Genomic DNA, 21,540 nt, shown 5'->3' with positions numbered 1-21,540 from the left:
ATTTTCGCTTGCAACTCGACACCGGTTTCCCACGCAGTGGAGTACTTGCAGCATGAGTACTCCCAATGCCCCGCATACGCCTGTAAATGATCGCTTTGATGAAGTGCTCGCAATGATTCAGGGCGCTCGACAGCAAGCTGCACAGGCGGTCAACACTCGCCTGATCGAGCTTTACTGGCAGGTAGGCGCCTACATCAGCCGCAAGATTGAAAACGCCGAATGGGGTGACGCGGTGGTCAGCCAGCTTGCCGAGCATCTGGCTGTAACCCAGCCAGGACTGCGCGGGTTTACGCGCAGCAACCTGTTTCGCATGCGTCAGTTCTATGAGATTTACCGCGCAGAAGAGAAAGTCGCACCACTGGCGCGACAATTATCCTGATCCCATAACCTGATCATTTTCAGCCAGAGCAAGCGCCCTGAAGAACGCGAGTTTTATCTGAAAATGGCAACTCAGGAGAGATGGTCAAAACGCGAGCTGGAGCGCCAGTTCAAGACCGCCTTGTTCGAGCGCAGTATCACCCAGCCAGCCAAAGCCTCGGCAATGCTCAAGGAAACCCGACCGGCAGCACTGGATGTGTTCCGTGATGCCTACATGGTGGAGTTCCTCGAGCTACCATCGGGACACGCCGAAGCCGACCTGCATCGCGGTTTGCTGCAACGCCTGAGGGATTTTCTGATCGAGTTGGGCCGCGACTTCTGTTTTGTCGGCTCCGAGTACACGTTGCAGGTCGGCGGTCAGGATTTTGCACTGGATCTGCTGTTTTTCCATCGCGGCCTCAACTGCCTTGTTGCCATCGAACTCAAGGTCGGCCGCTTTGAGCCAGAATATCTGGGCAAGCTGGACTTTTATCTTGAGGCGCTGGACCGGAAGGTACGCAAACCCCATGAAAACCCGGCCATCGGCGTTTTACTCTGCGCCAGCAAAAACGATGAAGTGGTCGAGTACGCCCTGAACCGCTCGCTTTCACCCGCGCTGATTGCCGAGTATCAGACCCGCTTGCCGGACAGGCAGCTATTGCAGGCAAAGCTGCATGAGTTCTACGCGAGCGCTGCGCTGAACGATCAGTGATACCTGCCAGACGCACGATGCATTACGCTTGTGCGTGCCTGAGCGGCAGTCTGCCTGCTTGCCCTTTCCCTGACTGGAGCCTCCAATGCCGCACGATAAGGACCCTCGCGCCCACACCGCCCTGTCGCAACGCGGCCGCAGCGCCAGCAGCGGGCCTGGGCTTGCGGTCAACCCGCCGGTCGTGCGTCTGAGCACGGTGCTGTTCGACAGTCTGGAGAGTTTGCGCGAGGCAGAAATTCGCACCACAGGGCCAGAGCGCTCGCTGACCTACGGTGCCAACGGCAACCCGACGGCGTTTGCCTTGCAGGATCTGATTTCCGGGCTTGAGGGCGCGCACGGTACTTGCCTGTACCCAACCGGGCTGGCAGCAGTGGCGCAGATGTTTCAATCGTTTCTGCGCCCAGGCGACCACGTGCTGATTACTGAATCGGTGTACGGCCCCGTTCGGCGCCTGGCAAAAACGATGCTGACGGCCTTCGACATCCAGTTCGATTTCTACTCGGCCGACGGCAGCAATGTGGAATCGCTGATCAAGACCAACACACGGATGATCTACGCTGAAGTGCCCGGTTCGCTGACGTTCGACATGTGCGACCTGCCTGCCCTGTCACAGGTGTGCAAGGCAAGGAATCTACTGCTGGCTGTGGATAACTCGTGGGGCTCGGGAATTCTTTACAAGCCGCTGGAGCTGGGCGCGGACATTTCCCTGATGGCCCTGACCAAATACGTGGCCGGGCATTCCGATGTCATGATGGGCAGCGTCAGCACCACCGAAGCGCACTGGAAAACCCTCAAGACCATGAATACCGCCGTGGGCAATACCGTCAGCCCCGACGACGCGTATCTGGTGCTGCGCGGTGCCCGCAGCCTGGCGGCGCGCATGGCCATGCACGAACGCCATGCGCTGCAGATCGCGCAATGGCTGCAGGACCAGCCTCAGGTTGCCCGCGTGCTGTATCCCGCATTGCCGGGCAATCCGGGGCACGCCATCTGGAAGCGCGATTTTCATGGCTGCAATGGCTTGCTCAGTTTCGAATTCCATGCCGTTGACCGGCAGGTGCTGGACCGATTTACCGGCGCGTTGAAACTGTTCGGGATTGGTTACTCCTGGGGCGGTTTTGAAAGCCTGATCACTGAAGTCGAGCAATATGGCCCTGACCGCGGCATCGGCCCGATGCTGCGGCTACAGGTCGGCCTGGAAAGCCCGGAAGACCTGATCGCAGACCTGCAGAACGGGTTCGCTGCGGGTTAATCCTGACAACTGCTGCCCTGGCATTGCTCCGTCGCCGTTATTTGCCCAGAAGCCCTCGCTCTGCTAGTGTCGCGCGGTTTAACCTCTACCGGAAATGCCCCCATGGCCCGCAAGAAAGCTGCACTGGATTTCGAACAGTCACTCGCTGACCTGCAAGCGCTGGTAGAGCGGCTGGAGAATGGCGAGTTGTCGCTGGAAGACTCATTGACCGCCTTCGAGCAAGGCGTACGCCTGACCCGCGACTGCCAGAGCGCCCTTACCCAGGCCGAACAGAAGGTTCAGGTACTGCTGGAGCGCGATGGTGAACTGAGCGAAGAGCCGTTCGACGATGCGGAACTTCCCGAATGATCGCGAGCTATCAAGCGCAAAGCCAGACTCGCGTCAACGCAGCACTCGAAAAACTGTTTCAGGCACCGAGCCCTGAGCTGAACCGCCTTTACGAAGCCATGCGCTACAGCGTGATGAACGGCGGCAAGCGCGTGCGCCCGCTGCTGGCCTACGCGGCCTGCGAAGCGCTGGGTGGCGTAGCCGAAGATGCCAACGGTGCCGCCTGTGCGGTTGAACTGATTCATGCTTACTCGCTGGTGCACGACGATTTACCGGCGATGGACGATGACGACCTGCGTCGCGGCCAGCCGACCACGCACAAGGCCTTCGATGAAGCCTGCGCGATCCTGGCAGGTGACGGCCTGCAAAGCCTGGCGTTCACTGCGCTGCTCGCGCCGCACCTGACCTCACGCGATGCTGAAACGCGTCTGCAGATGGTCAACACCCTCGCAGCCGCTGCCGGCCCGGCAGGTATGGTGGGCGGGCAGGCGATCGATCTGGGCTCTGTGGGGCTGAAGCTTGATCAGGCCGCGCTGGAATACATGCATCGGCACAAGACCGGTGCGTTGATCGAAGCCAGCGTCCGGCTTGGCGCACTGGCCAGTGGTCAAGCCGATCAGCCCCGTCTTGACGCCTTGCAGGTCTATGCGCGCGCGGTCGGTCTGGCCTTTCAGGTTCAGGACGACATTCTCGATGTCGAAAGCGATACTGCGACCCTCGGCAAGCGTCAGGGTGCCGACATCGCCCGCGACAAGCCGACCTACCCTGCGTTGCTGGGCCTGGAAGCGGCCAAGCACTATGCACTGGAACTGCGTGATCAGGCGCTGACGGCGCTGAGCCCGTTCGATGCCGCCGCAGAGCCGTTGCGCGAGCTGGCACGCTATATCGTCGAACGCCGCCACTGATCACCGTCACCGAAGCCGGAAATCTGCTGAATCAACCACGGTTCGTCAGGTCTCAGTCATTAAGCGTGTGAGTCGGCGGACCATCCGCCGACGCACTTCATGGGCAGCTTGCGATGCATAAGGTAAACTGCCGCCTCTTTTACTTATAACGATTCGCCTGATGCCCACGACGTTCAAAGAGATCCCCCGCGAGCGCCCGGTCACGCCGTTGCTCGACCGAGCCGATACCCCGCACGGCCTGCGCCGTCTGGGCGAAGCCGAGCTGGAAACCCTGGCCGATGAACTGCGCCTGGAATTGCTGTATTCCGTTGGCCAGACCGGAGGGCATTTTGGTGCCGGTCTTGGGGTCATCGAGCTGACCATCGCGCTGCATTACGTTTTCGACACCCCGGACGACCGTCTGGTGTGGGACGTGGGTCATCAAGCCTATCCGCACAAGATCCTCACTGGCCGTCGCGCGCGCATGTCCACCCTGCGCCAGAAGGATGGGGTGGCGGCCTTCCCGCGTCGCAGCGAGAGCGAGTACGACACCTTTGGCGTCGGGCACTCCAGCACCTCTATCAGCGCCGCCCTCGGTATGGCGATTGCCTCGCGCCTGCAAGGCAGCGAGCGTAAATCCATTGCCGTGATCGGCGACGGTGCGCTGACTGCCGGCATGGCCTTCGAAGCGTTGAACCACGCGCCGGAAGTGGCAGCCGACATGCTGGTGATTCTCAACGACAACGACATGTCGATCTCGCGCAATGTCGGCGGTCTGTCGAATTACCTGGCCAAGATTCTTTCCAGCCGCACGTACAGCAGCATGCGCGAAGGCAGCAAAAAGGTGCTTTCGCGCCTGCCCGGTGCCTGGGAAATCGCGCGTCGCACCGAAGAATACGCCAAGGGCATGCTGGTTCCGGGCACGCTTTTCGAAGAGCTGGGCTGGAACTACATCGGCCCTATCGATGGCCACGACCTGCCGACTCTGATCGCCACTCTGCGCAACATGCGTGATCTGAAAGGCCCGCAGTTTCTGCACGTGGTCACCAAGAAGGGCAAAGGTTTTGCGCCAGCCGAAGTCGACCCGATCGGTTATCACGCCATTACCAAGCTTGAGCCGCTGAATGCGCCTGTCGCTCCGAAAAAAATCAGTGCACCGAAGTATTCCGCAGTGTTCGGCCAGTGGATCTGCGACATGGCCGAGGCTGATTCGCGGCTGGTGGGCATCACGCCAGCCATGAAGGAAGGCTCGGACCTGGTGGCATTCAGCGAGCGCTTTCCAGAACGCTACTTCGATGTTGCCATCGCCGAACAACACGCTGTAACGCTGGCGGCCGGTATGGCCTGCGAAGGCAGCAAGCCGGTCGTGGCTATCTACTCGACCTTCCTGCAGCGCGGCTACGATCAACTGGTGCATGACGTCGCGGTGCAGAACCTCGACGTACTGTTCGCCATCGACCGCGCCGGTCTGGTGGGCGAAGACGGCCCGACCCACGCAGGCAGCTTCGACCTGTCCTACCTGCGCTGCATCCCCGGCATGGTGGTCATGACGCCGAGTGACGAAAACGAACTGCGCAAGCTGCTCAGCACCGGTTACCTGCACACAGGCCCTGCGGCAGTGCGCTACCCACGCGGCACCGGTCCGAACGCGTTGATCGAGGCAGGTCTTGACCCTGTCGAAATCGGCAAGGGCGTTGTGCGTCGTCAGGGCCAAGGCGTTGCGATACTGGCGTTTGGCGTGCAACTGGCCGATGCGCTGGTGGTGGCCGAGAAGCTGGATGCGACGGTGATCGACATGCGTTTCGTCAAGCCGCTGGACGATGCTCTGGTGAGCGAAGCGGCCGCCGGTCACGAACTGCTGGTTACGCTGGAAGAGAACGCAGTGATGGGCGGTGCCGGTGCTGCGGTCAGCGAGTTTCTGGCACGCGCCAATATCCTCAAATCGGTATTGCACCTGGGCCTGCCGGACACCTACGTCGAGCATGCCAAGCCTGCGCAGATGCTGGCTGAGTGCGGGCTGGACGCCCAAGGGATCGAAGCGGCGATCAATGAGCGGTTGGCGTTGATTGGCTGACTGAAAGAGGTTCCTCACGCGCCGAGCGTGAGGAACGATCGCCCCGACCCCGCATGCAGCAATCCTGATAACATGCTGCGCACCTCGACACTGCCGCGATGCCAGCCGATGCCTCATGTGACCCGCTCCGCCTCCACGCCTGAATTGACCTCGGTGTTCGCTGCCTTGCAGCAGCATTTTCTGCAGGTCGTCGTTCCGCTCTGGCAGGGCCCTGGCTGGAACGCACAATTGGCATTGCCTTACGAAGCGCTCGACGCCAACGATCAGCCTCTAGCGCCGCAACGCTATCGCGCCATGGCCTGTGCACGTCAGTTGTTTCTGTTTTCCAGCCTTATCGATAACGTCGAAGTACCGAACGCCCGAGCCCGAGCAGGTGAGCTGTTTCGCTCCCTGCAACAGCACTTCCACGATGCCGAGCATGGCGGCTGGTTCTATAGCATCGATCCACAGGGCAAACCTCTGGATCGCCGCAAGGACCTCTACACTCACGCTTTCATTATTTTCGCCTGCGCACATTACTGGGCGCAGGTGCAGGACCCGCTGGCAGAGTCCGTGCTCAATGCGGCGCTCAGTGTTGTAGCGGAGCGCTTTGCCGACGATGACGGGCTGTACGAAGCGCAACTCGATGAAGACTGGTCGACGCTGGGCACCGGCCCGCTCCAGAACCCCTTGATGCATCTGGCAGAGGCCTTTCTGGCGACGCTGTCGGTGCGCGCCGACCCTGCAACCCAGTCAGCGCTGGACGCCCTGGTTATCCACATGCAGCGCCGCTTTGTCGACACCGCCACCGGCGTGATGCTGGAGAAACCCTTGGGCGCTGTGGATAACTGGTACGAGCCAGGTCATCAGTTCGAATGGTTCTTCCTGCTGCAATCGTCGCCAGAGCTGCACGGGCGCGAGCTGCACGAGTCCATGACCCGCGCGTTTGCCTACGCTCAGGCACAGGGCGTCGAGCCAAAGAGCGGCGCAGTGACTGCAATGCTGACACTTGATGGCACGATACGCGATGCCACCCAGCGAATCTGGGCTCAGGCGGAATACCTGCGAGCCATGGCCATGCAGCCAGAGTGCGAGGCGAGTTTAACTGCGCAAATGTCAGCCTTTGCGCAGCGCTTCCTGCATGCCAAAGGCTGGAACGAGTGTGTAGAGCCCGATGGCGCAGTCAGCCGCAGCGACATGCCGTCGACCACGCCTTACCACTTGGCAACCTGTTACATCGGGCTGGCTGACTTTGTCGAGAACCGCTTCGTGAACGCTTTCCCGCCGCCGACGCCTGTAGAAGACTGATCGATCGAACCGCACCACCTGTGCGGCCCGATCAGCAAGCAATCAACCGCGGTTACGATCAATCGCAAAACCGGCCCAGGTCTGGCTGACGGGCATCAGTTCCAGGCTGTTGATGTTGACGTGCGCTGGCGTGTTCATGATCCAGAAGATGGTGTCGGCGATGTCCTGAGGCTGAATCGGCTCGGCACCTGCGTAGGTCGCATCGTACTTGGCCTGATCCCCGCCGAAACGTACCAGCGAAAACTCACTCTCGCACAGCCCGGGCTCAAGGTTGGTGACTCGCACGCCCGTGCCGATCAGATCGTTGCGCAGGTTCAGCGAGAACTGCCCGACAAACGCCTTGGTGCCACCGTAGACGTTACCACCCGGATAAGGATAGTTGCCGGCTACCGAGCCCAGGTTGACGATACTTGCGCCGCGACCATGCGCAATCAGGCGTGGAAGCAACAGGCGTGTGGTGTAAACCAGACCTTTGACGTTGGTGTCGATCATGGTGTCCCAGTCATCCAGATCGCACTTGGGCGCAGGGTCGATCCCCAGCGCCAGACCGGCGTTGTTGATCAACCCGCGAATGCTGCCGAACTCTTCAGGTAAATCTGCGATGGCACTCTCCATTGCCTTGCGGTCACGCACATCCAGTACCAGCGTATGCACCTTGGTCTGCTTCGACAGCTCGGCGCTCAACGCGGCAAGACGGTCCTCGCGACGGCCAGTCAATACCAGCGACCAGCCTGCTTCGGCAAAACGGCGGGCACAGGCCTCACCGAAACCGGAAGTAGCGCCCGTGATGAATACAGTGGAAGTCATTTCGTTCTCCTGACCTGGCGCGAAAAACAGCGCACCTGTTAATAAGTTCTGACGAGGGCAGCAGAATGCCCGTCAGCGGCACGTCGATGCAACAACCCAGTGTATTTGTACAAAAAACAACCAACTCAAGCCGAGCCATACGCCACGGGCCTTTCAGGCAGTTTTGCCCACCTTATCCACAGTCAGACACACAATCTCTGGGGGCAAGTCGGTAACGCTGAAAGTCCCGTCGTTCGGGGCTTCCAGCAGATCCGCAGAAGTTTTCACCTTGACTTTGCCCGATACTGCCAGGACGCCACCAGGCGTCAGAAAACCGTGATGGCCTGTAGCCCAGACGCAGTAACGGCTGGATCACTATTTCCAAGGCTTGTTAACAGACTTATCCACAGGCTTTGTAACTGGAAAAGCTGTATGAACGACCAGCTTCAATGCTGTTGACAAACACCCCTGAAAGCCAGTCCAAAACCCTTGATCAAAATTTAATCAATCCTCTACAGCCCTTATGCATAAAGGCCTTCAGGCACATACTCCCAAGTTATTAACAGCCGGTTCCACAGTAAACCTGAACAAGTCAAAACAGTGACAAAACAACCATTTGCAGCGGTTTTATGTCGCACCTGGTAGCGCCGTCAAAATTGTTTTCCACAATTGCAAAAAGCGACGCCCCGGATGTTTACACATTCGGGGCGCGCGTCAAAAACGGCAGGGTTTTGACGAACTCAGTGTCCGCCCAGATAAGCGTTCCTGACCTCTTCATTTACAAGCAATTCCTTGCCCGTGCCGGACAGTCGGATCTCGCCATTGACCATCACATAGGCGCGATCAGACAGTTTCAGCGCATGGTTGGCGTTCTGCTCGACCAGAAAGATGGTCATACCGGTGGCCGCCAGCTCGCGCAGGGTCGAGAAGATCTGTTTAACGATGATTGGCGCCAACCCGAGGCTCGGCTCATCAAGCAACAACAACCTGGGACGACTCATCAGCGCGCGGGCGATGGCGAGCATTTGCTGCTCGCCACCGGACATGGTCATGGCGCGCTGGTTGCGGCGCTCCTTGAGGCGCGGGAACAGTTCGAACATGCGCTGCATGTCTTCGGCCGAATGCTTGTCGCCAATCGGGATGGTGCCCATCATCAGGTTTTCCTCGACTGACATGTCGGGGAACACCCGCCGCCCCTCCGGCGACTGCGCAATACCGTTGGAAGCAATGTAATGCGAGGACTTCTGGGTGATGTCAGTACCCTGATAGATGATCTGCCCGCTGGCAGCGCGCGGCTGGCCGAAGATCGACATCAGCAGCGTGGACTTGCCCGCACCGTTGGAGCCGATCAGGCTCACCGTTTCGCCTTCATTGATGTGTAGCGAGACTTTCTTGAGGGCCTGAATCGGCCCGTAAAACACATCGATCTCTTTCAGTTCGAGGATCGGCTTGCTCATACCAACTCCTCTTCATCAGCGCCCAGGTACGCGGCGATCACTTTCGGATCGTTACGGATCTGTTCCGGCCCGCCCATGGCAATCACGTTGCCGTGGTCAAGCACCACAATATCGTCGGAAATGCCCATGACCATGCCCATGTCGTGCTCGATCAGCACAATGGTCATGTCGTGTTCATCGCGCAGCAGGCGGATCATGCCGCTGAGCGCCTCGGTTTCCTGCGGGTTGAGACCGGCAGCCGGTTCATCCAGACAGATCACCTGCGGACGCGTGCACATGGCCCGGGCGATTTCCAGGCGCCGTTGCTGCCCGTAGGACAGCTCTCCCGCCAGACGATTGGCACAGTCCACCAGGTCCACGACTTCCAGCCAGTAGAACGCCGTATTGAGCGCATCCTCTTCGGCCTTGCGATAGCCTTTGGTATTGAGGATCCCGCTGATCAGGCTGCGGTTGACCCACATGTGCTGCGCAACCAGGAGGTTTTCGACGACCGACATTTCCTTGAACAGACGAATGTTCTGAAACGTACGCGCCAGCCCTGCCCTGTTGACCAGATGGGTACCGCCGAACATTTTGTAGTACACCCGGCTGAAGAAGCTTTTCGGCGAAACAAAGTCGGTTGCCTTGAACGGCTCGCCCAGCAGCCTGATCACATTGGTGGTCTTGCCACGAGTATGCAGCTCGATGCGTCCGCCTGTGGCCTTGTAGAAGCCGGTCAGGCAGTTGAACACGGTGGTCTTGCCTGCCCCGTTGGGGCCGATCAGAGCGAAGATAGAGTTGCGGCGGACGTTGAGGCTGACATCGCTGAGAGCCTTGATGCCGCCGAAGTGCATCATCAGGTGCTCGACGGAAAGAATCACTTCATTGCTCATCGCGCACCTCCTTCTGTCACCAGCGCACCCTTGCGCGGTTTTACGCCAGTGCGGCTGATGCGGATCAGCCCGCGTGGGCGCCAGATCATCATCAACACCATCAGGATGCCGAACAGCAGCACCCGGTACTCGGAGAAGCTGCGCAACAGTTCAGGCGCAACGGTCAGCACGAACGCAGCGATAACCACCCCTACGGTCGACCCCATACCGCCCAGCACTACAATCGCCAGAATCAGTGCAGACTCGAAGAAGGTGAATGACGTCGGGTTGACGAAGCCCTGATAGCTGGCGAAAAACACCCCGGCCAGTCCCGCCGTCGAAGCACCGATGGTGAACGCCGATAGCTTGACCAGTACGTGATTGAGGCCCATCGAACGGCAAGCAATCTCGTCCTCGCGCAGGGCTTCCCAGGCGCGGCCGATCGGCATGCGAGTCAGACGATGTTTGATGAACAACACGGCCAGCACGACAAGAAACAGCACGGTGTAGATGAACAGGAATTTCAGGTCCGGGTTGTAATCGAAGCCGAAATATTCATGAATCGGAATGCCACCATCCTTGGCACGACGCCCGAACTCTAGGCCGAAAAAGGTCGGTGACGGGACCGGCACACCATTCGGACCGCCCGTGAACGACAGCCAGTTATTCAGCACCAGACGGATGATTTCCCCGAACCCCAGCGTCACGATGGCCAGATAATCGCCATGCATGCGTAACACCGGAAAGCCCAGAATACATCCGGCCAGTGCCGCCGCAATTGCCGCCAGCGGCAGCGCCGACCAGAAGCCCAGGCCAAGGTACTGATAACCGAGTGCCAAGCCATAGGCTCCGATGGCGTAGAACGCCACGTAGCCCAGATCGAGCAGGCCGGCCAGGCCGACCACGATATTCAGGCCAAGCCCCAGCAATACGTAGATCAGCCCGAGAATAACCACGGTCAGAATGTACTTGTTGGCGAAGATCGGAAACACGATTGCAATCACGATCAGTAGCGGAATGATCCAGTACAGGCGGGATTTGTGATCAGGCTTGAGCACATGCACGCCGGAGTCGGAGCTTTCGAAGCTCTGGGAAACACGTATGCCTTTGGGTGTTTGCAGAAACAGGCTGATCAGAAATCGCCCGACCATGACCACGGCCACCAGCCAGGCCACGCGGGTGGGTTGCAGGTTGAAGCTGTAGCCATCGAGCACAATCCCGACGATGGGACCGAACACGATCAGTGCCAGCAGCCCCGCGACCACGGCATCTATCAGGCTTTTCTTGATTTCAACAGGTTTGACGACAGGAGCAGCAACAGGAGCGGACATACTTATACCTTCGCCACGAGTGGGCGACCCAGCAGGCCTTGGGGACGGAAAATCAGGATCAGCACCAACAGGCCGAAACTGAACACGTCTTTGTAATCGGAGTTGATCAGGCCGGAAAACTGCGACTCGGCAACCCCCAGGATCAAACCGCCCAACATGGCGCCCGGCAGCGAGCCGATCCCGCCCAGCACCGCGGCAGTGAACGCCTTGATGCCGATGATGAAGCCGGCATAGAAGTCGAACGTGCCGTAATTCATGGTGATCAGCACACCGGCCAGTGCCGCCATGGCAGCACCGATGATGAACACATAGGAGATGACCCGATCAGTGTTGATGCCAAGGATCGACGCCATCTTGCGGTCCTGCTGCGTGGCGCGGCACATGCGGCCCAGCTTGGTGTATTTGATGATGTAGGTCAGCACGCCCATGCCGACAAAAGCGGCGATGAGAATGAAGATCTTGGTGTAGGTAATCTGCACAAAGCCGCTGCCGATCTCGAAGCGCCACGCACCCTCAAGCAACGTGGGCACGCCCTGCTGGCGAGCGCCCTGACTGATCTGCGCGTAGTTTTGCAGGATCAGGGAAATACCGATGGCGCTGATCAGCGGTGCCAGCCGGGTCGAGTTGCGCAGCGGCTTGTAGGCCACGCGCTCGATGACAAACCCGTATACCCCCGTCACCACGATGGTGAAGACCAGCGTGCCGAGAATCAGGAATGGAAAGGATTCCAGTCCGAAGAAAGACAGAACCGCCAGACCGATAGCGGCCAGGTAGGCGGAAATCATATAAACGTCGCCGTGGGCGAAGTTGATCATGCCGATGATGCCGTAGACCATCGTATAGCCGATGGCGATGAGGCCATAGACAGACCCGAGGGTGAGTCCGTTGACCATTTGTTGCAGGAAGATCCCATCCATCACGCACGCTCACACTGAAAGGCAGCTCAGCACCCTGCCGATCACACCCTCGTGAGGTGCGACCGACAGGTCCGAAAACAATAAAAGAGATGCAGGCTCGCTCATGGGCGAGCCCATCACCGGGTCAGCGTCTGCTGGGCAGAACTGACACGAGGTCTATCTCACTTCTGTTTTTCGAGTTGCTTGTATTTGCCGGTGGCGTCCCACTGGTAAACCACGTAGTCGGAGACTTTCAGGTCGCCTTTGGCATCCCAGGCTTTTTCACCCATGACGGTCTTGACCGGGTGCGCTTTAAGCCACTCTGCGGCTTTGTCGCCCTTGTTGGATTTGGCACCATTGAAACCGGCAGCCAGGGCCTGTATCGAAGCGTACGCGTAGAGGGTATAGCCTTCAGGCTCGTAACCGGACTTGCGGAATTCGTCCACGACTGCCTTGCTATCCGGCAGTACGCGCGGGTCGGCACCGAAGGTCATGTACACGCCGTCAACGTATTGCGCACCACCGGCAGTGGTGACCAGTTCGTCAGTCACGATACCGTCATCGGACATGAACTTGACGTCCTTGAGGCCCTGCTCGCGCATCTGGCGAACCAGTGGACCGGCTTCCGGATGCAGGCCACCGAAGTACACAACGTCGGCACCGGTCGAGCGGATTTTCGTTACCAGCGCACTGAAATCCTTTTCGCCACGGGTCAGACCTTCCTCAAGTACCGGCTTCACGCCACGCGCTACCAGTTGTTTGGCAGTGGCATCAGCAAGCCCTTTACCGTAGGTGTCCTTGTCATTGATGACCGCGACTTTCTTGCCCTTGAGCACATCAACGATGTAATCACCGGCGACCACACCTTGCTGATCGTCACGACCGCACATGCGGAACATTTCCTTCAGGCCACGCTCGGTCACCGTCGGATTGGTCGAACCCGGCGTGATGGCGATTACCCCCGCATCGCTGTAAACCTCTGAAGCAGGAATGGTCGATGACGAGCAGAAGTGCCCGACCACGCCGATCACTTTGTCCTGGTCAACCAGACGGTTGGCCACTGCCACGGCCTGTTTCGGCTCACAGGCGTCATCGCCCGCGACCAGCACGATTTTTTCCCCGTTGACACCGCCCGCCGCGTTGATCGCGTCGGCCGCTGCCTGTGCACCTTTCATGTATTGCTGACCAAATGATGCGTTCGCGCCGGTCATCGGACCCGCAACGCCGATTTTCACGTCCGCCTGTGCAAACGAAGACACGCCCAATGCAGTTGCCACTGCGATTGCCAGAAAACCTTTCCTGTAAAACGTATGCGACATGAGTGGTGCTCCTGAGGATATTTTTTTAATTAGCAGTGCGGTTACATGATTACCCGGATACGCGTTTGCTTAGAGCAAGGCCCGTGCCATCACTTTTCTCTTGTTGAAAATGTCATGCGTTTCCAGCCATTCAGTGACACGACTGCTCAAGTCGCAGGCCGTACAACCGCTTGAGACGCCAAAGGTGCAACCCTCCCCATAAAAAGGGCAACCCAAGCCAGATCGAATAGCAACCTGACCAAATACCATTGGACAACCCACCTGTAACAACACGCGTCACCGAATTGCACACGCCCGGTGCGCGAACGCTACGAGACGCACCATTTGAGGCTAGCGGATTCAGCCGAAACTGCCGGAATCAACGCCTGAATCCGAAACGCGCGTCACGCAACCGCAGTAATAACCTTCCCGCATGCGACCGACAAACGACCTTTAAGCGAGATATCATTCCGATTATTCATATTGCCCGTACCTGCACCCTCGCGCCTCGAACAGAGAAACCATCATGCTGAACAAACGTCATCTGCCCTCGATAGCCGCGCTGCAATGCTTTGAGGCGGTGACCCGGCACCTGAGCTTCACCCGCGCGGCCGAAGAACTCAACCTGACCCAGAGCGCCGTCAGCAAACAGGTCGCGCAGCTTGAGGAGCTGGTTCAGCACCTGCTGTTTCAGCGCGTCCGCCGCCGTTTGCAGTTGACGCCAGCCGGCGCGCTGTATCTGGCAGAAGTGCGCAAGATCCTGACCCAGATAGAGATGTCCACGCACTTCCTGCGCTCTTACGGCGGAGAAACCGAGGTGCTGCGGGTGTCCACCCCCTCGACGTTCGGTGCCCGCTGGCTGGTGCCACGCCTGAAGGGCTGGCGCTTGCGTCATCCGCATATTCACCTGGACCTGATCAACGAACAGGAGTCTGACGACCTGATCAAGGGACGTTGTGACGTGTCGTTCTATTTCGGCCAGGCCGCCATACCGGGCGCGGAAAGCGTGAAGCTGTTTGGCGAAGAACTGGTAGCGGTGTGTTCACCTGAAAGCTTGCCGGAAGCCCCCCTCAGCGACCCGACTCAGTTGAGCGAACTGGTCCTGCTGCAGAATGCCTTCCGCCCCGAGGCCTGGCACGAATGGTTCGAAAGCCAGGGCTATCACACCGACCATAGTTATCACGGGCCGCGTTTTGAGACGTTCTATATGTGCATCCGCGCCGCACAAGTCGGCTGCGGTGTCGCACTGTTGCCACGCTTTCTGGTCGAGGAAGAACTGGCAGAGAACAAGCTGGTAATTGCATGGGATTACGCATTGCCCAGCACTAACAGTGCGTACTACCTGTCCTATCCGGAACACACTGCCGACGTGCCCAAAATCCGGGTTTTTCTGCAGTGGATGCTGGAACAGTTGGATCAACCGGCCCGTTAAGGGCGACAATGCCCACCCATCCGGCCGTGAGCTTTCCGTGGTGACAGACAGGAAGTCGCGGGTCCGACATTATCCGGCTGCTCTGGAGAGCCCGATTCAATGAGCGAGAGCGCCTTTTCAAATCGTATCGTGCAAAGCCTGCTCGACACCGATTTCTACAAGCTGACCATGATGCAGGCGGTGCTGCACAACTACCCCAACGTCGACGTTGAGTGGGAGTTTCGTTGCCGCAACGGGGAGGATCTCCGCCCCTATCTGGACGAGATCAGACACCAGATCGAGTTACTGTGCGAGCTGTCTCTGAGCCCGGAACACCTGGCTTTTCTGGAGCGCATCACGTTCATAAAACCGGACTTTCTGAGGTTTCTGGGACTGTTCCGCTTTAACACCCGCTATGTGAAAACCAGCATCGAAAACGATGAGCTGTGCATTCGTCTGCACGGCCCCTGGCTGCACGTCATTCTGTTCGAAGTGCCACTGCTGGCGATCGTCAGCGAGGTGCGCAACCGGCACCGCTATCCTGACACCCTGCTCAGTCAGGCGCGGGATCGTCTGTATGACAAGTTCGAATGGCTGACCACGCATGCCACGGCCGATGAACTGGCCGAGCTGAAAGTGGCCGACTTCGGCACACGCAGGCGTTTTTCCTATCGCGTGCAGGAAGAAATGCTTGGCGTCCTGAAAAACGACTTCCCAGGCCAGTTTGTCGGCACCAGCAACGTTCATCTGGCGCGTCAGCTTGACCTGAAACCACTGGGCACCATGGCTCACGAATGGATCATGGCCCATCAACAACTGGGACCGCGCCTGATCGACAGCCAGATTGCCGCGCTTGATTGCTGGGTCCGCGAGTACCGCGGCCTGTTGGGTATCGCGCTGACCGACTGCATCACCACTGATGCCTTCCTGAATGACTTCGATCTGTACTTCGCCAAACTGTTCGACGGTTTGCGCCATGATTCGGGCGACCCGGTGAAGTGGGCCGAAAAATGCATCTCGCATTACCAGAAGCTCGGTATCGACCCGATGAGCAAGACGCTGGTGTTTTCCGACGGGCTGAACCTGCCCAAGGCACTCGACATCTTCCGGGCGTTGCGCGGACGCATCAATGTCAGCTTCGGGATCGGCACCAACCTGACCGCCGACATACCCGGCATCGCGCCCATGAACATGGTGTTGAAAATGACCGCATGCGCCGGTCAGGCTGTGGCAAAGATTTCCGACGAGCCTGGCAAGACGCAGTGCAAGGACCCGAACTTTGTCGCCTACCTGCGACATGTGTTCAAGGTGCCGGATTTGCCGAGCCCTGAAAAACCAGCTTGAATTGTCCTATTTACGAGGAGTGAATCATGCACGCCGTACAGCGCCAGATTGCTGAACAGCTCAAGGTCCAGCCACCTTTCGCGGACCAGAACGCGCTACAGGCCGAAGTCGCCCGCCGCGTCAGTTTCATCAAGGAATGCCTGCAGAACGCACGGCTCAAGACCCTGGTGCTCGGCATCAGCGGCGGGGTCGACTCACTGACGGCCGGCTTGCTCGCTCAGCGTGCGGTGAAGGAATTGCGCGCGAGCACAGGCGATAACAGCTACCGCTTTATCGCCGTGCGTCTGCCCTATGTCGTGCAGGCCGATGAGCACGAAGCCCAGGCCTCGGTCGACTTCATCGAGCCGGACGAGCGCCATACCATCAACATCGGTAGCAGCGTCAAGGCGCTGGCTGCCGAGGTGAAGGCGTTTGACGGTCTTCCAGCCAGCTCGGTGGATTTCGTTCTCGGCAACACCAAGGCGCGCATGCGCATGGTCGCGCAGTACACCGTCGCCGGCGCTTATCAGGGTCTGGTGATCGGTACTGACCACGCTGCCGAAGCGGTCATGGGCTTCTTCACCAAGTTCGGCGACGGCGCATGCGATCTGGCACCGTTGAGCGGTCTGGTGAAAAACCAGGTACGCGCTATTGCCCGCCATTTCGGCGCACCGGAATCACTGGTCGAGAAAGTACCGACGGCGGACCTGGAAGACCTGTCCCCCGGCAAACCGGACGAAGCCTCGCACGGCGTGACCTACGCCGAGATCGACGCTTTCCTGCACGGTGAACCAGTACGTGAGGAAGCCTTCAAGATCATCTGCGAAACCTACGCCAAGACCCAGCACAAACGCGAGCTGCCGTACGCGCCGTGAGTGGGTACGTGCGGAACGAGAGAGCAGCAACACCATCGTGCCCATGCTCCGCGTGGGTACGCCTTTCTGGACGCTCTGCGTCCGCTTCTGAATGTGCGGCGCGGCACAGTTCTGTGACGCAGAGCGTCACCCACGGCATTCCCACGCTGCAGTGTGCGGAACGATAATTCAACTATCGTGCGACGCTCTGCGTCTGGTCTTGCGTTTGCGGCGCGGCGCATATCTGCGACGCGGAGCGTCAACCAAGGCATCCCCACGCTGCAGCGTGCGGAACGATAATCTCAACTATCGTGCGACGCTCCGCGTCGGCATGCCGTTCTGGACGCTCTGCGTCCTCGTTCGGGGGCGTGTCGTTACTTCAGGGTCACAGCGCCTTTCATCATGCTGATGTGCCCGGGGAATGTGCAGAAGAACTGGTATTCCTGTGCCGGGTCCAGCTTCGATACATCAAAGGTAACCGAGTCTTTTTCACCAGCGCCGATGACTTTGGTGTGGGCGATGACGCGGCTGTCGTCGGGCTTCAGGTAATCCTTGTCGATGCCGACAGCCATGCCGTCGGTAACGATTGCCTGGGTATCGGACTTCTTGCTCAGCACCCAGTTATGGCCCATGACATTCTTCGGCAGGCTGCCGGAGTGCGTCAGGTTGACGGTGAATTCCTTGCAGCTCTTGTCGATCTCAATGGCTTTGGTGTTGTACATCATTTGATCGGTCGAATCGACTGTGGCCGAACACTCGGCAGCCAGCAACTGGCTACTGGCCAACGACAACAGCGAAATCGCTACAAGCTTGCGAATCATTTGAATCTCCAGGGCAGGACTTGATTGACGTGATAACTGACGTAAGAAGAGAGTGCCCGATCAGGGCCGGGGTTCCAAGGACGTGCGTCAAATGGTCCCTCGGGCGCTCGCGACGGAGCGCCCTTCTGAAGAACGATTCACGGGAGCAGGTAATTAGGCGCTGACCGGCATCACCGTCACCCGGACATCGGGATCATGCGTGCCGCCGCCCAGAATCACGCCGCGCAAAGGCGAGACGTCAGAGAAGTCACGCCCCCAGGCCAGGCTGATGTGCTCCAGCGCAGGTTGCACATTGTTGGTGGGGTCGAAGTCGACCCAGCCCGAAGCCGGACAGAACACCGATACCCAGGCATGCGAGGCATCGGCACCGATCAAGCGGGGCTGGCCCGGTGGTGGCTGGGTCAGCAGATAGCCACTGACGTAGCGCGCGGCCAGACCTCGAGAGCGCAGGCACGCCAGCATCAAGTGGGCGAAGTCCTGACACACCCCCCGTCGCCGCTCCAGCACTTCCACCAGGGGCGTGGCGACCTGAGTCGCCTCTTCATCGAAGGTGAATTCCTCGAAAATCTTTTCCATCAGGGCCTGTACGCACAACAACAAAGGGCGGCCCGGCGGGAAACAGACCTGCGAGAATTCGACGAACGAACGCTTCAGGTGAACATAGGGGGATTCGAAGCGATAGCGGCAGGCCTCCAGAATATCAGCAGTCATCGGCTTGGCGCTGTAGGTCAGCGCACTGCGGGTCACTTCCCATTCCGGCGACAGATTGAAGTCCAGAAACGGCTTCTCCATGACCTCGATACGCAACCGCGCATTGACCTGCAATTCATCATGTGGACGCTCGAACGCCAGTCGGGTCAGCGGGTTGCCGAAAACATCCAGCTCATCACGGCGCGTGGTAGGCTCCGGAAAAATCTCGAGTGCCTGCTCGGTGCAACGCTGCCACGGACTGCTGCGCGGCCAGAGATGCGCCAGTTGCTGAGCCAGCGAAACCGGGCTGTCGTACTTGTAATGCGTGTCATGAAAAATCTGGTAGAAGGCGCTCATCAAACAGATACCGTGCGTTGGCTGACGTCATCGACGTGAGCAAAATGGCGCAGCGCCAGGCGGTCGGAGGCCTGCCCACTGCTGTCACCAATGCTCTGCAGCAGATCGGCCAGCCCGTCGAGAACAGCGTCGATGCTGCTCTGACCGAACAGCGGGTTCTCCAGACTGCCAAGGTCAAATGCGGCGAGACGCTGAGCCAGCACCGCCAGGCTGCTGTCACGCGGCGCATCAAACTCGTCGTTCAGGCGGCGCAGCGAGCGTTGCACCAGCTTGAGTTGAAACAGCACCGCATGCGGGTTCTGCTCATCAAGCAACAAAAGGTCCAGCACCGGAATCAGGTGCGGCACGGCCATGTACCGCGAACGATAAGTAATGCTGCTGTTGCCCAGTTCCAGCAACCATTCCAGCCCGGCTTTCTCCGAGACTGCCGAGCCGCGCAAAAACGCCGCCAGACTGGTGCTGAGAAACTTCAGGCGCTCGATACGTCGCCCGATCATCAAAAAGCTCCAGCCTTCGTCGCGGGTCATGTCGTCCAGCGCAAAACCGGAAAGCGCTGCCAGAGACATCACCAGACGGTTGAGAAAATCCAGCAGCTCGCCAAAATCCGGCTCTTCGGTTTCCAGGCTTGAGGCTTCGCGCTGCAATTCGACCAGCGCCTGCCAGTTTTCCCGTGAGAGCTTGCCGCGCACTTGCGAAGCGGCCCACTGCAAACGCTGCAAATTGGCGCGCAGGCTGAACGGCCACTCGTCGCCCAGCAGAGCAACCAGCAGGCGATCCTTCAACTCTTCGCCCTCCTCGGCTTCGGGCAGCATGCCCAGGCTCTCGGCCAGAGCGACGGCCGCCTGCAACGCGAGGGGATCATCGTCATCGACATAGCGCGTCAACATGATGCGCAGCAGACGAGCACTGTCGTCGCAACGTTCACAATAACGCCCGAACCAGAACAGGTTCTCCACCACCCGCGACGGCAGGTAAGGATCACGGCGAATCAGGTCATAGACGCCCAGCGTGCGCTGCCCCTTCCAGGGCTCGCCAAGGTGCGAGCGTTCGCCCAGCACCCAGGTGTCCTTGCTCGCACCGCCGCGCTGCATCGACACCACGTCGGCATCGGCTTCGGCGGCCACTCGGGTCAGGCCGCCCGGCAGTACGCGATAGCCGTCGAGGCTGGCCACCGCGTATACGCGCATGCCGATGGCGCGCGGCTGCAAACCGGTGCCATCGGCCTGCAGCACCGGTGCATGAGACAACTGCGCCAGCTCCTGAGCGACGTAGGCATAGGGGCGCGACTGCATGCGCAGGGCAAGCGCGTTGCGCTGCTCCTCATTCAAATCGCGACCGAACACCGGGGCGAAGTGCTGCGAAGGAAATGCAGGCTTGATCAACAGATCAGGCAGTTTCTCCAGCGCTTGCGCCAGCACGGGCGGCTCTCCGCACCACCAGGTTGCAACCGATGGCAGGATCAGATCTTCGCCAAACAGGTACTGACTGATTTTCGGCAAAAAGCCCAGCAGGCCAGGCGACTCCAGAACACCACTGCCCAATGCGTTGGCGACCAGCACATTGCCCTGACGCACAGCCTCCAGCAGCCCCGGCACACCGAGCGCAGAATCGGTACGTAATTCCAGAGGGTCGCAGAAGTCATCGTCCAGACGGCGCATGATGGCGTGAACCCGACGCAAGCCGCTGAGGGTTTTCAGGTAGACAGTGGCATCGCGCACGGTCAGATCACCACCCTCGACCAGCGGATAGCCCAGTTGTCGCGCCAGGTACAAGTGTTCGAAGTAGCTTTCGTTGAAACGGCCCGGCGTCAGCAGGACGATCAGCGGTGCCTCGTTGCTGGTTGGCGCCTGACGGGCCAGCGTCTGTTGCAATGCGTCGAAGAAACCCGAGAGGTGCCGGACTTGCAGGTCACGATAGGTTTCCGGCAAGGCACGCGCGACGCTCTGGCGATTTTCCAGTGCATAACCGGCACCCGAAGGCGCTTGGGTGCGGTCGGCAGTCACCCACCAGCGCCCGTCCGGGGTGCGTGCCAGATCGACCGCGTACATATGCAGGAACGTGCCTTCTGGAGGTTTTACTCCCTGACACGGCCAGAGAAAGTTGTTGTGGCCAAACACAAGTTCGGCGGGCAGCAAGCCATTGGCGATTAGCGTCTGCGGGCCGTAAAGGTCCGCGAGCACTGCGTTGAGCAGCCGTGCACGCTGGGCAATCCCTGCCGCTACGTGCTGCCACTCATCGGCCGCAATGATGTGCGGCAACAGGTCCAGCTCCCATGGGCGATCCGCGCCTTTGGGGTCGGCGTAAACGTTATAGGTGACACCGTTTTCCTGGATCTGCCGGGTCAGCAAGGCTTGGCGCTGGATCAGCTGCGCCGCGCTGCTGCGCCGCATGTGCTCGTACAGACGACGCCAGTGCGGGCGGACGGCTCCGTCGGCGTCGAGCATTTCGTGGTAAGTACCCTCGGACAGCGGGTAGTGGTCAAGCAGGTCGGGCATGGAAGGCTCGGCAGGCAACGTAAGGACTTCAGATTAGTGCAGTCAGATGTCACGTCCGTGTGCATCTGACGCACAGA

The 21,540-nt window shown here is 59.4% G+C and carries 17 protein-coding genes and 1 pseudogene; 9 read left to right on the top strand and 9 right to left on the bottom strand.

Annotated features, from left to right (window positions below; all coding sequences use genetic code 11):
• Positions 1-52 precede the first annotated feature (52 nt).
• The 6 genes and pseudogenes from RYB09_RS21835 to RYB09_RS21810 all read left to right on the top strand — a co-directional run bounded on the left by RYB09_RS21835 (position 53) and on the right by RYB09_RS21810 (position 6,893).
• A pseudogene (locus tag RYB09_RS21835) lies at positions 53-1,069 on the top strand (PDDEXK nuclease domain-containing protein).
• Positions 1,070-1,154: 85 nt separating this feature from the next.
• The gene (gene metC, locus RYB09_RS21830; RefSeq protein WP_058401231.1) at positions 1,155-2,321 is read left to right on the top strand and encodes a cystathionine beta-lyase; all 1,167 of its coding nucleotides are present in this window, start codon (positions 1,155-1,157) and stop codon (positions 2,319-2,321) included.
• 102 nt (positions 2,322-2,423) lie between these two features.
• On the top strand, positions 2,424-2,669 hold the full coding sequence (locus RYB09_RS21825; RefSeq protein ID WP_002551852.1) for an exodeoxyribonuclease VII small subunit: 246 nt from the start codon (positions 2,424-2,426) through the stop codon (positions 2,667-2,669).
• The gene (locus RYB09_RS21820; RefSeq protein WP_058401230.1) at positions 2,666-3,553 is read left to right on the top strand and encodes a polyprenyl synthetase family protein; all 888 of its coding nucleotides are present in this window, start codon (positions 2,666-2,668) and stop codon (positions 3,551-3,553) included. Before RYB09_RS21825 ends, RYB09_RS21820 begins: the two co-directional genes overlap by 4 nt.
• Before the next feature lie 160 nt (positions 3,554-3,713).
• Positions 3,714-5,606 carry a 1-deoxy-D-xylulose-5-phosphate synthase gene (gene dxs / locus RYB09_RS21815; RefSeq protein WP_316890187.1) on the top strand — a complete coding sequence of 631 codons (1,893 nt, stop codon included), beginning with the start codon at positions 3,714-3,716 and terminating at the stop codon, positions 5,604-5,606.
• A 72-nt stretch (positions 5,607-5,678) separates the two neighbouring features.
• Complete coding sequence (locus RYB09_RS21810; RefSeq protein WP_316890185.1) at positions 5,679-6,893, top strand: AGE family epimerase/isomerase; 1,215 nt, start codon at positions 5,679-5,681, stop codon at positions 6,891-6,893.
• 42 nt (positions 6,894-6,935) lie between these two features.
• Here RYB09_RS21810 and RYB09_RS21805 read toward each other — a convergent pair whose 3' ends face one another.
• The 6 genes from RYB09_RS21805 to RYB09_RS21780 form a co-directional block, all read right to left on the bottom strand.
• Positions 6,936-7,700, bottom strand: coding sequence for an SDR family oxidoreductase (locus RYB09_RS21805; RefSeq protein ID WP_005742971.1), 765 nt, complete (start codon positions 7,698-7,700; stop codon positions 6,936-6,938).
• Positions 7,701-8,419: 719 nt separating this feature from the next.
• Complete coding sequence (locus RYB09_RS21800; protein ID WP_003376368.1) at positions 8,420-9,136, bottom strand: ABC transporter ATP-binding protein; 717 nt, start codon at positions 9,134-9,136, stop codon at positions 8,420-8,422.
• Positions 9,133-10,008, bottom strand: a complete 876-nt coding sequence (locus tag RYB09_RS21795) for an ABC transporter ATP-binding protein (RefSeq protein WP_058407859.1) — start codon at positions 10,006-10,008, stop codon at positions 9,133-9,135. Before RYB09_RS21795 ends, RYB09_RS21800 begins: the two co-directional genes overlap by 4 nt.
• Complete coding sequence (gene livM, locus RYB09_RS21790) at positions 10,005-11,318, bottom strand: high-affinity branched-chain amino acid ABC transporter permease LivM (protein WP_002551845.1); 1,314 nt, start codon at positions 11,316-11,318, stop codon at positions 10,005-10,007. The genes RYB09_RS21795 and livM overlap by 4 nt, the downstream gene beginning before the upstream one ends.
• A 2-nt stretch (positions 11,319-11,320) precedes the next feature.
• Complete coding sequence (locus RYB09_RS21785) at positions 11,321-12,235, bottom strand: ABC transporter permease subunit (RefSeq protein ID WP_002551844.1); 915 nt, start codon at positions 12,233-12,235, stop codon at positions 11,321-11,323.
• Between the two features lie 161 nt (positions 12,236-12,396).
• A complete protein-coding gene (locus RYB09_RS21780; RefSeq protein WP_058401226.1) occupies positions 12,397-13,533 on the bottom strand; it encodes a branched-chain amino acid ABC transporter substrate-binding protein in 1,137 nt (378 codons plus the stop codon).
• Between the two features lie 505 nt (positions 13,534-14,038).
• On the opposite strand from RYB09_RS21780, the gene RYB09_RS21775 reads away from it, so the two are divergent.
• The 3 genes from RYB09_RS21775 to nadE all read left to right on the top strand — a co-directional run bounded on the left by RYB09_RS21775 (position 14,039) and on the right by nadE (position 17,121).
• Complete coding sequence (locus RYB09_RS21775) at positions 14,039-14,944, top strand: LysR substrate-binding domain-containing protein (RefSeq protein ID WP_057402883.1); 906 nt, start codon at positions 14,039-14,041, stop codon at positions 14,942-14,944.
• 99 nt (positions 14,945-15,043) lie between these two features.
• A complete protein-coding gene (gene pncB, locus RYB09_RS21770; protein WP_002551841.1) occupies positions 15,044-16,267 on the top strand; it encodes a nicotinate phosphoribosyltransferase in 1,224 nt (407 codons plus the stop codon).
• 26 nt (positions 16,268-16,293) lie between these two features.
• Positions 16,294-17,121 carry an ammonia-dependent NAD(+) synthetase gene (nadE, locus tag RYB09_RS21765; protein ID WP_004654655.1) on the top strand — a complete coding sequence of 276 codons (828 nt, stop codon included), beginning with the start codon at positions 16,294-16,296 and terminating at the stop codon, positions 17,119-17,121.
• A gap of 353 nt (positions 17,122-17,474) precedes the next feature.
• Here nadE and azu read toward each other — a convergent pair whose 3' ends face one another.
• The 3 genes from azu to RYB09_RS21750 form a co-directional block, all read right to left on the bottom strand.
• Positions 17,475-17,921 (bottom strand): azurin, encoded by a 447-nt coding sequence (gene azu, locus RYB09_RS21760; RefSeq protein ID WP_005731138.1) that lies wholly within the window; start codon positions 17,919-17,921, stop codon positions 17,475-17,477.
• A gap of 153 nt (positions 17,922-18,074) precedes the next feature.
• Positions 18,075-18,968: a transglutaminase N-terminal domain-containing protein gene (locus tag RYB09_RS21755; protein WP_011167571.1), complete on the bottom strand. Its 894-nt coding sequence runs from the start codon at positions 18,966-18,968 to the stop codon at positions 18,075-18,077.
• Complete coding sequence (locus RYB09_RS21750) at positions 18,968-21,463, bottom strand: circularly permuted type 2 ATP-grasp protein (RefSeq protein WP_316890180.1); 2,496 nt, start codon at positions 21,461-21,463, stop codon at positions 18,968-18,970. Before RYB09_RS21750 ends, RYB09_RS21755 begins: the two co-directional genes overlap by 1 nt.
• Between the last annotated feature and the right edge of the window lie 77 nt (positions 21,464-21,540).

This window comes from Pseudomonas syringae group sp. J254-4 (genome assembly GCF_032586855.1).
Taxonomy (GTDB): Bacteria; Pseudomonadota; Gammaproteobacteria; order Pseudomonadales; family Pseudomonadaceae; genus Aquipseudomonas; species Aquipseudomonas amygdali.
The sequence above is the reverse complement of the archived record's forward strand: the minus strand, read 5'-3'. Positions and strand labels throughout refer to the sequence as shown.

Bases quoted from the DNA above. Each gene is read 5' to 3' on its own strand.
- metC (WP_058401231.1), top strand. From the start codon at position 1,155: ATGCCGCACGATAAGGACCCTCGCGCCCACACCGCCCTGTCGCAACGC.
- RYB09_RS21825 (WP_002551852.1), top strand. From the start codon at position 2,424: ATGGCCCGCAAGAAAGCTGCACTGGATTTCGAACAGTCACTCGCTGAC.
- RYB09_RS21820 (WP_058401230.1), top strand. From the start codon at position 2,666: ATGATCGCGAGCTATCAAGCGCAAAGCCAGACTCGCGTCAACGCAGCA.
- dxs (WP_316890187.1), top strand. From the start codon at position 3,714: ATGCCCACGACGTTCAAAGAGATCCCCCGCGAGCGCCCGGTCACGCCG.
- RYB09_RS21810 (WP_316890185.1), top strand. From the start codon at position 5,679: ATGCTGCGCACCTCGACACTGCCGCGATGCCAGCCGATGCCTCATGTG.
- RYB09_RS21805 (WP_005742971.1), bottom strand. From the start codon at position 7,700: ATGACTTCCACTGTATTCATCACGGGCGCTACTTCCGGTTTCGGTGAG.
- RYB09_RS21800 (WP_003376368.1), bottom strand. From the start codon at position 9,136: ATGAGCAAGCCGATCCTCGAACTGAAAGAGATCGATGTGTTTTACGGG.
- RYB09_RS21795 (WP_058407859.1), bottom strand. From the start codon at position 10,008: ATGAGCAATGAAGTGATTCTTTCCGTCGAGCACCTGATGATGCACTTC.
- livM (WP_002551845.1), bottom strand. From the start codon at position 11,318: ATGTCCGCTCCTGTTGCTGCTCCTGTCGTCAAACCTGTTGAAATCAAG.
- RYB09_RS21785 (WP_002551844.1), bottom strand. From the start codon at position 12,235: ATGGATGGGATCTTCCTGCAACAAATGGTCAACGGACTCACCCTCGGG.
- RYB09_RS21780 (WP_058401226.1), bottom strand. From the start codon at position 13,533: ATGTCGCATACGTTTTACAGGAAAGGTTTTCTGGCAATCGCAGTGGCA.
- RYB09_RS21775 (WP_057402883.1), top strand. From the start codon at position 14,039: ATGCTGAACAAACGTCATCTGCCCTCGATAGCCGCGCTGCAATGCTTT.
- pncB (WP_002551841.1), top strand. From the start codon at position 15,044: ATGAGCGAGAGCGCCTTTTCAAATCGTATCGTGCAAAGCCTGCTCGAC.
- nadE (WP_004654655.1), top strand. From the start codon at position 16,294: ATGCACGCCGTACAGCGCCAGATTGCTGAACAGCTCAAGGTCCAGCCA.
- azu (WP_005731138.1), bottom strand. From the start codon at position 17,921: ATGATTCGCAAGCTTGTAGCGATTTCGCTGTTGTCGTTGGCCAGTAGC.
- RYB09_RS21755 (WP_011167571.1), bottom strand. From the start codon at position 18,968: ATGAGCGCCTTCTACCAGATTTTTCATGACACGCATTACAAGTACGAC.
- RYB09_RS21750 (WP_316890180.1), bottom strand. From the start codon at position 21,463: ATGCCCGACCTGCTTGACCACTACCCGCTGTCCGAGGGTACTTACCAC.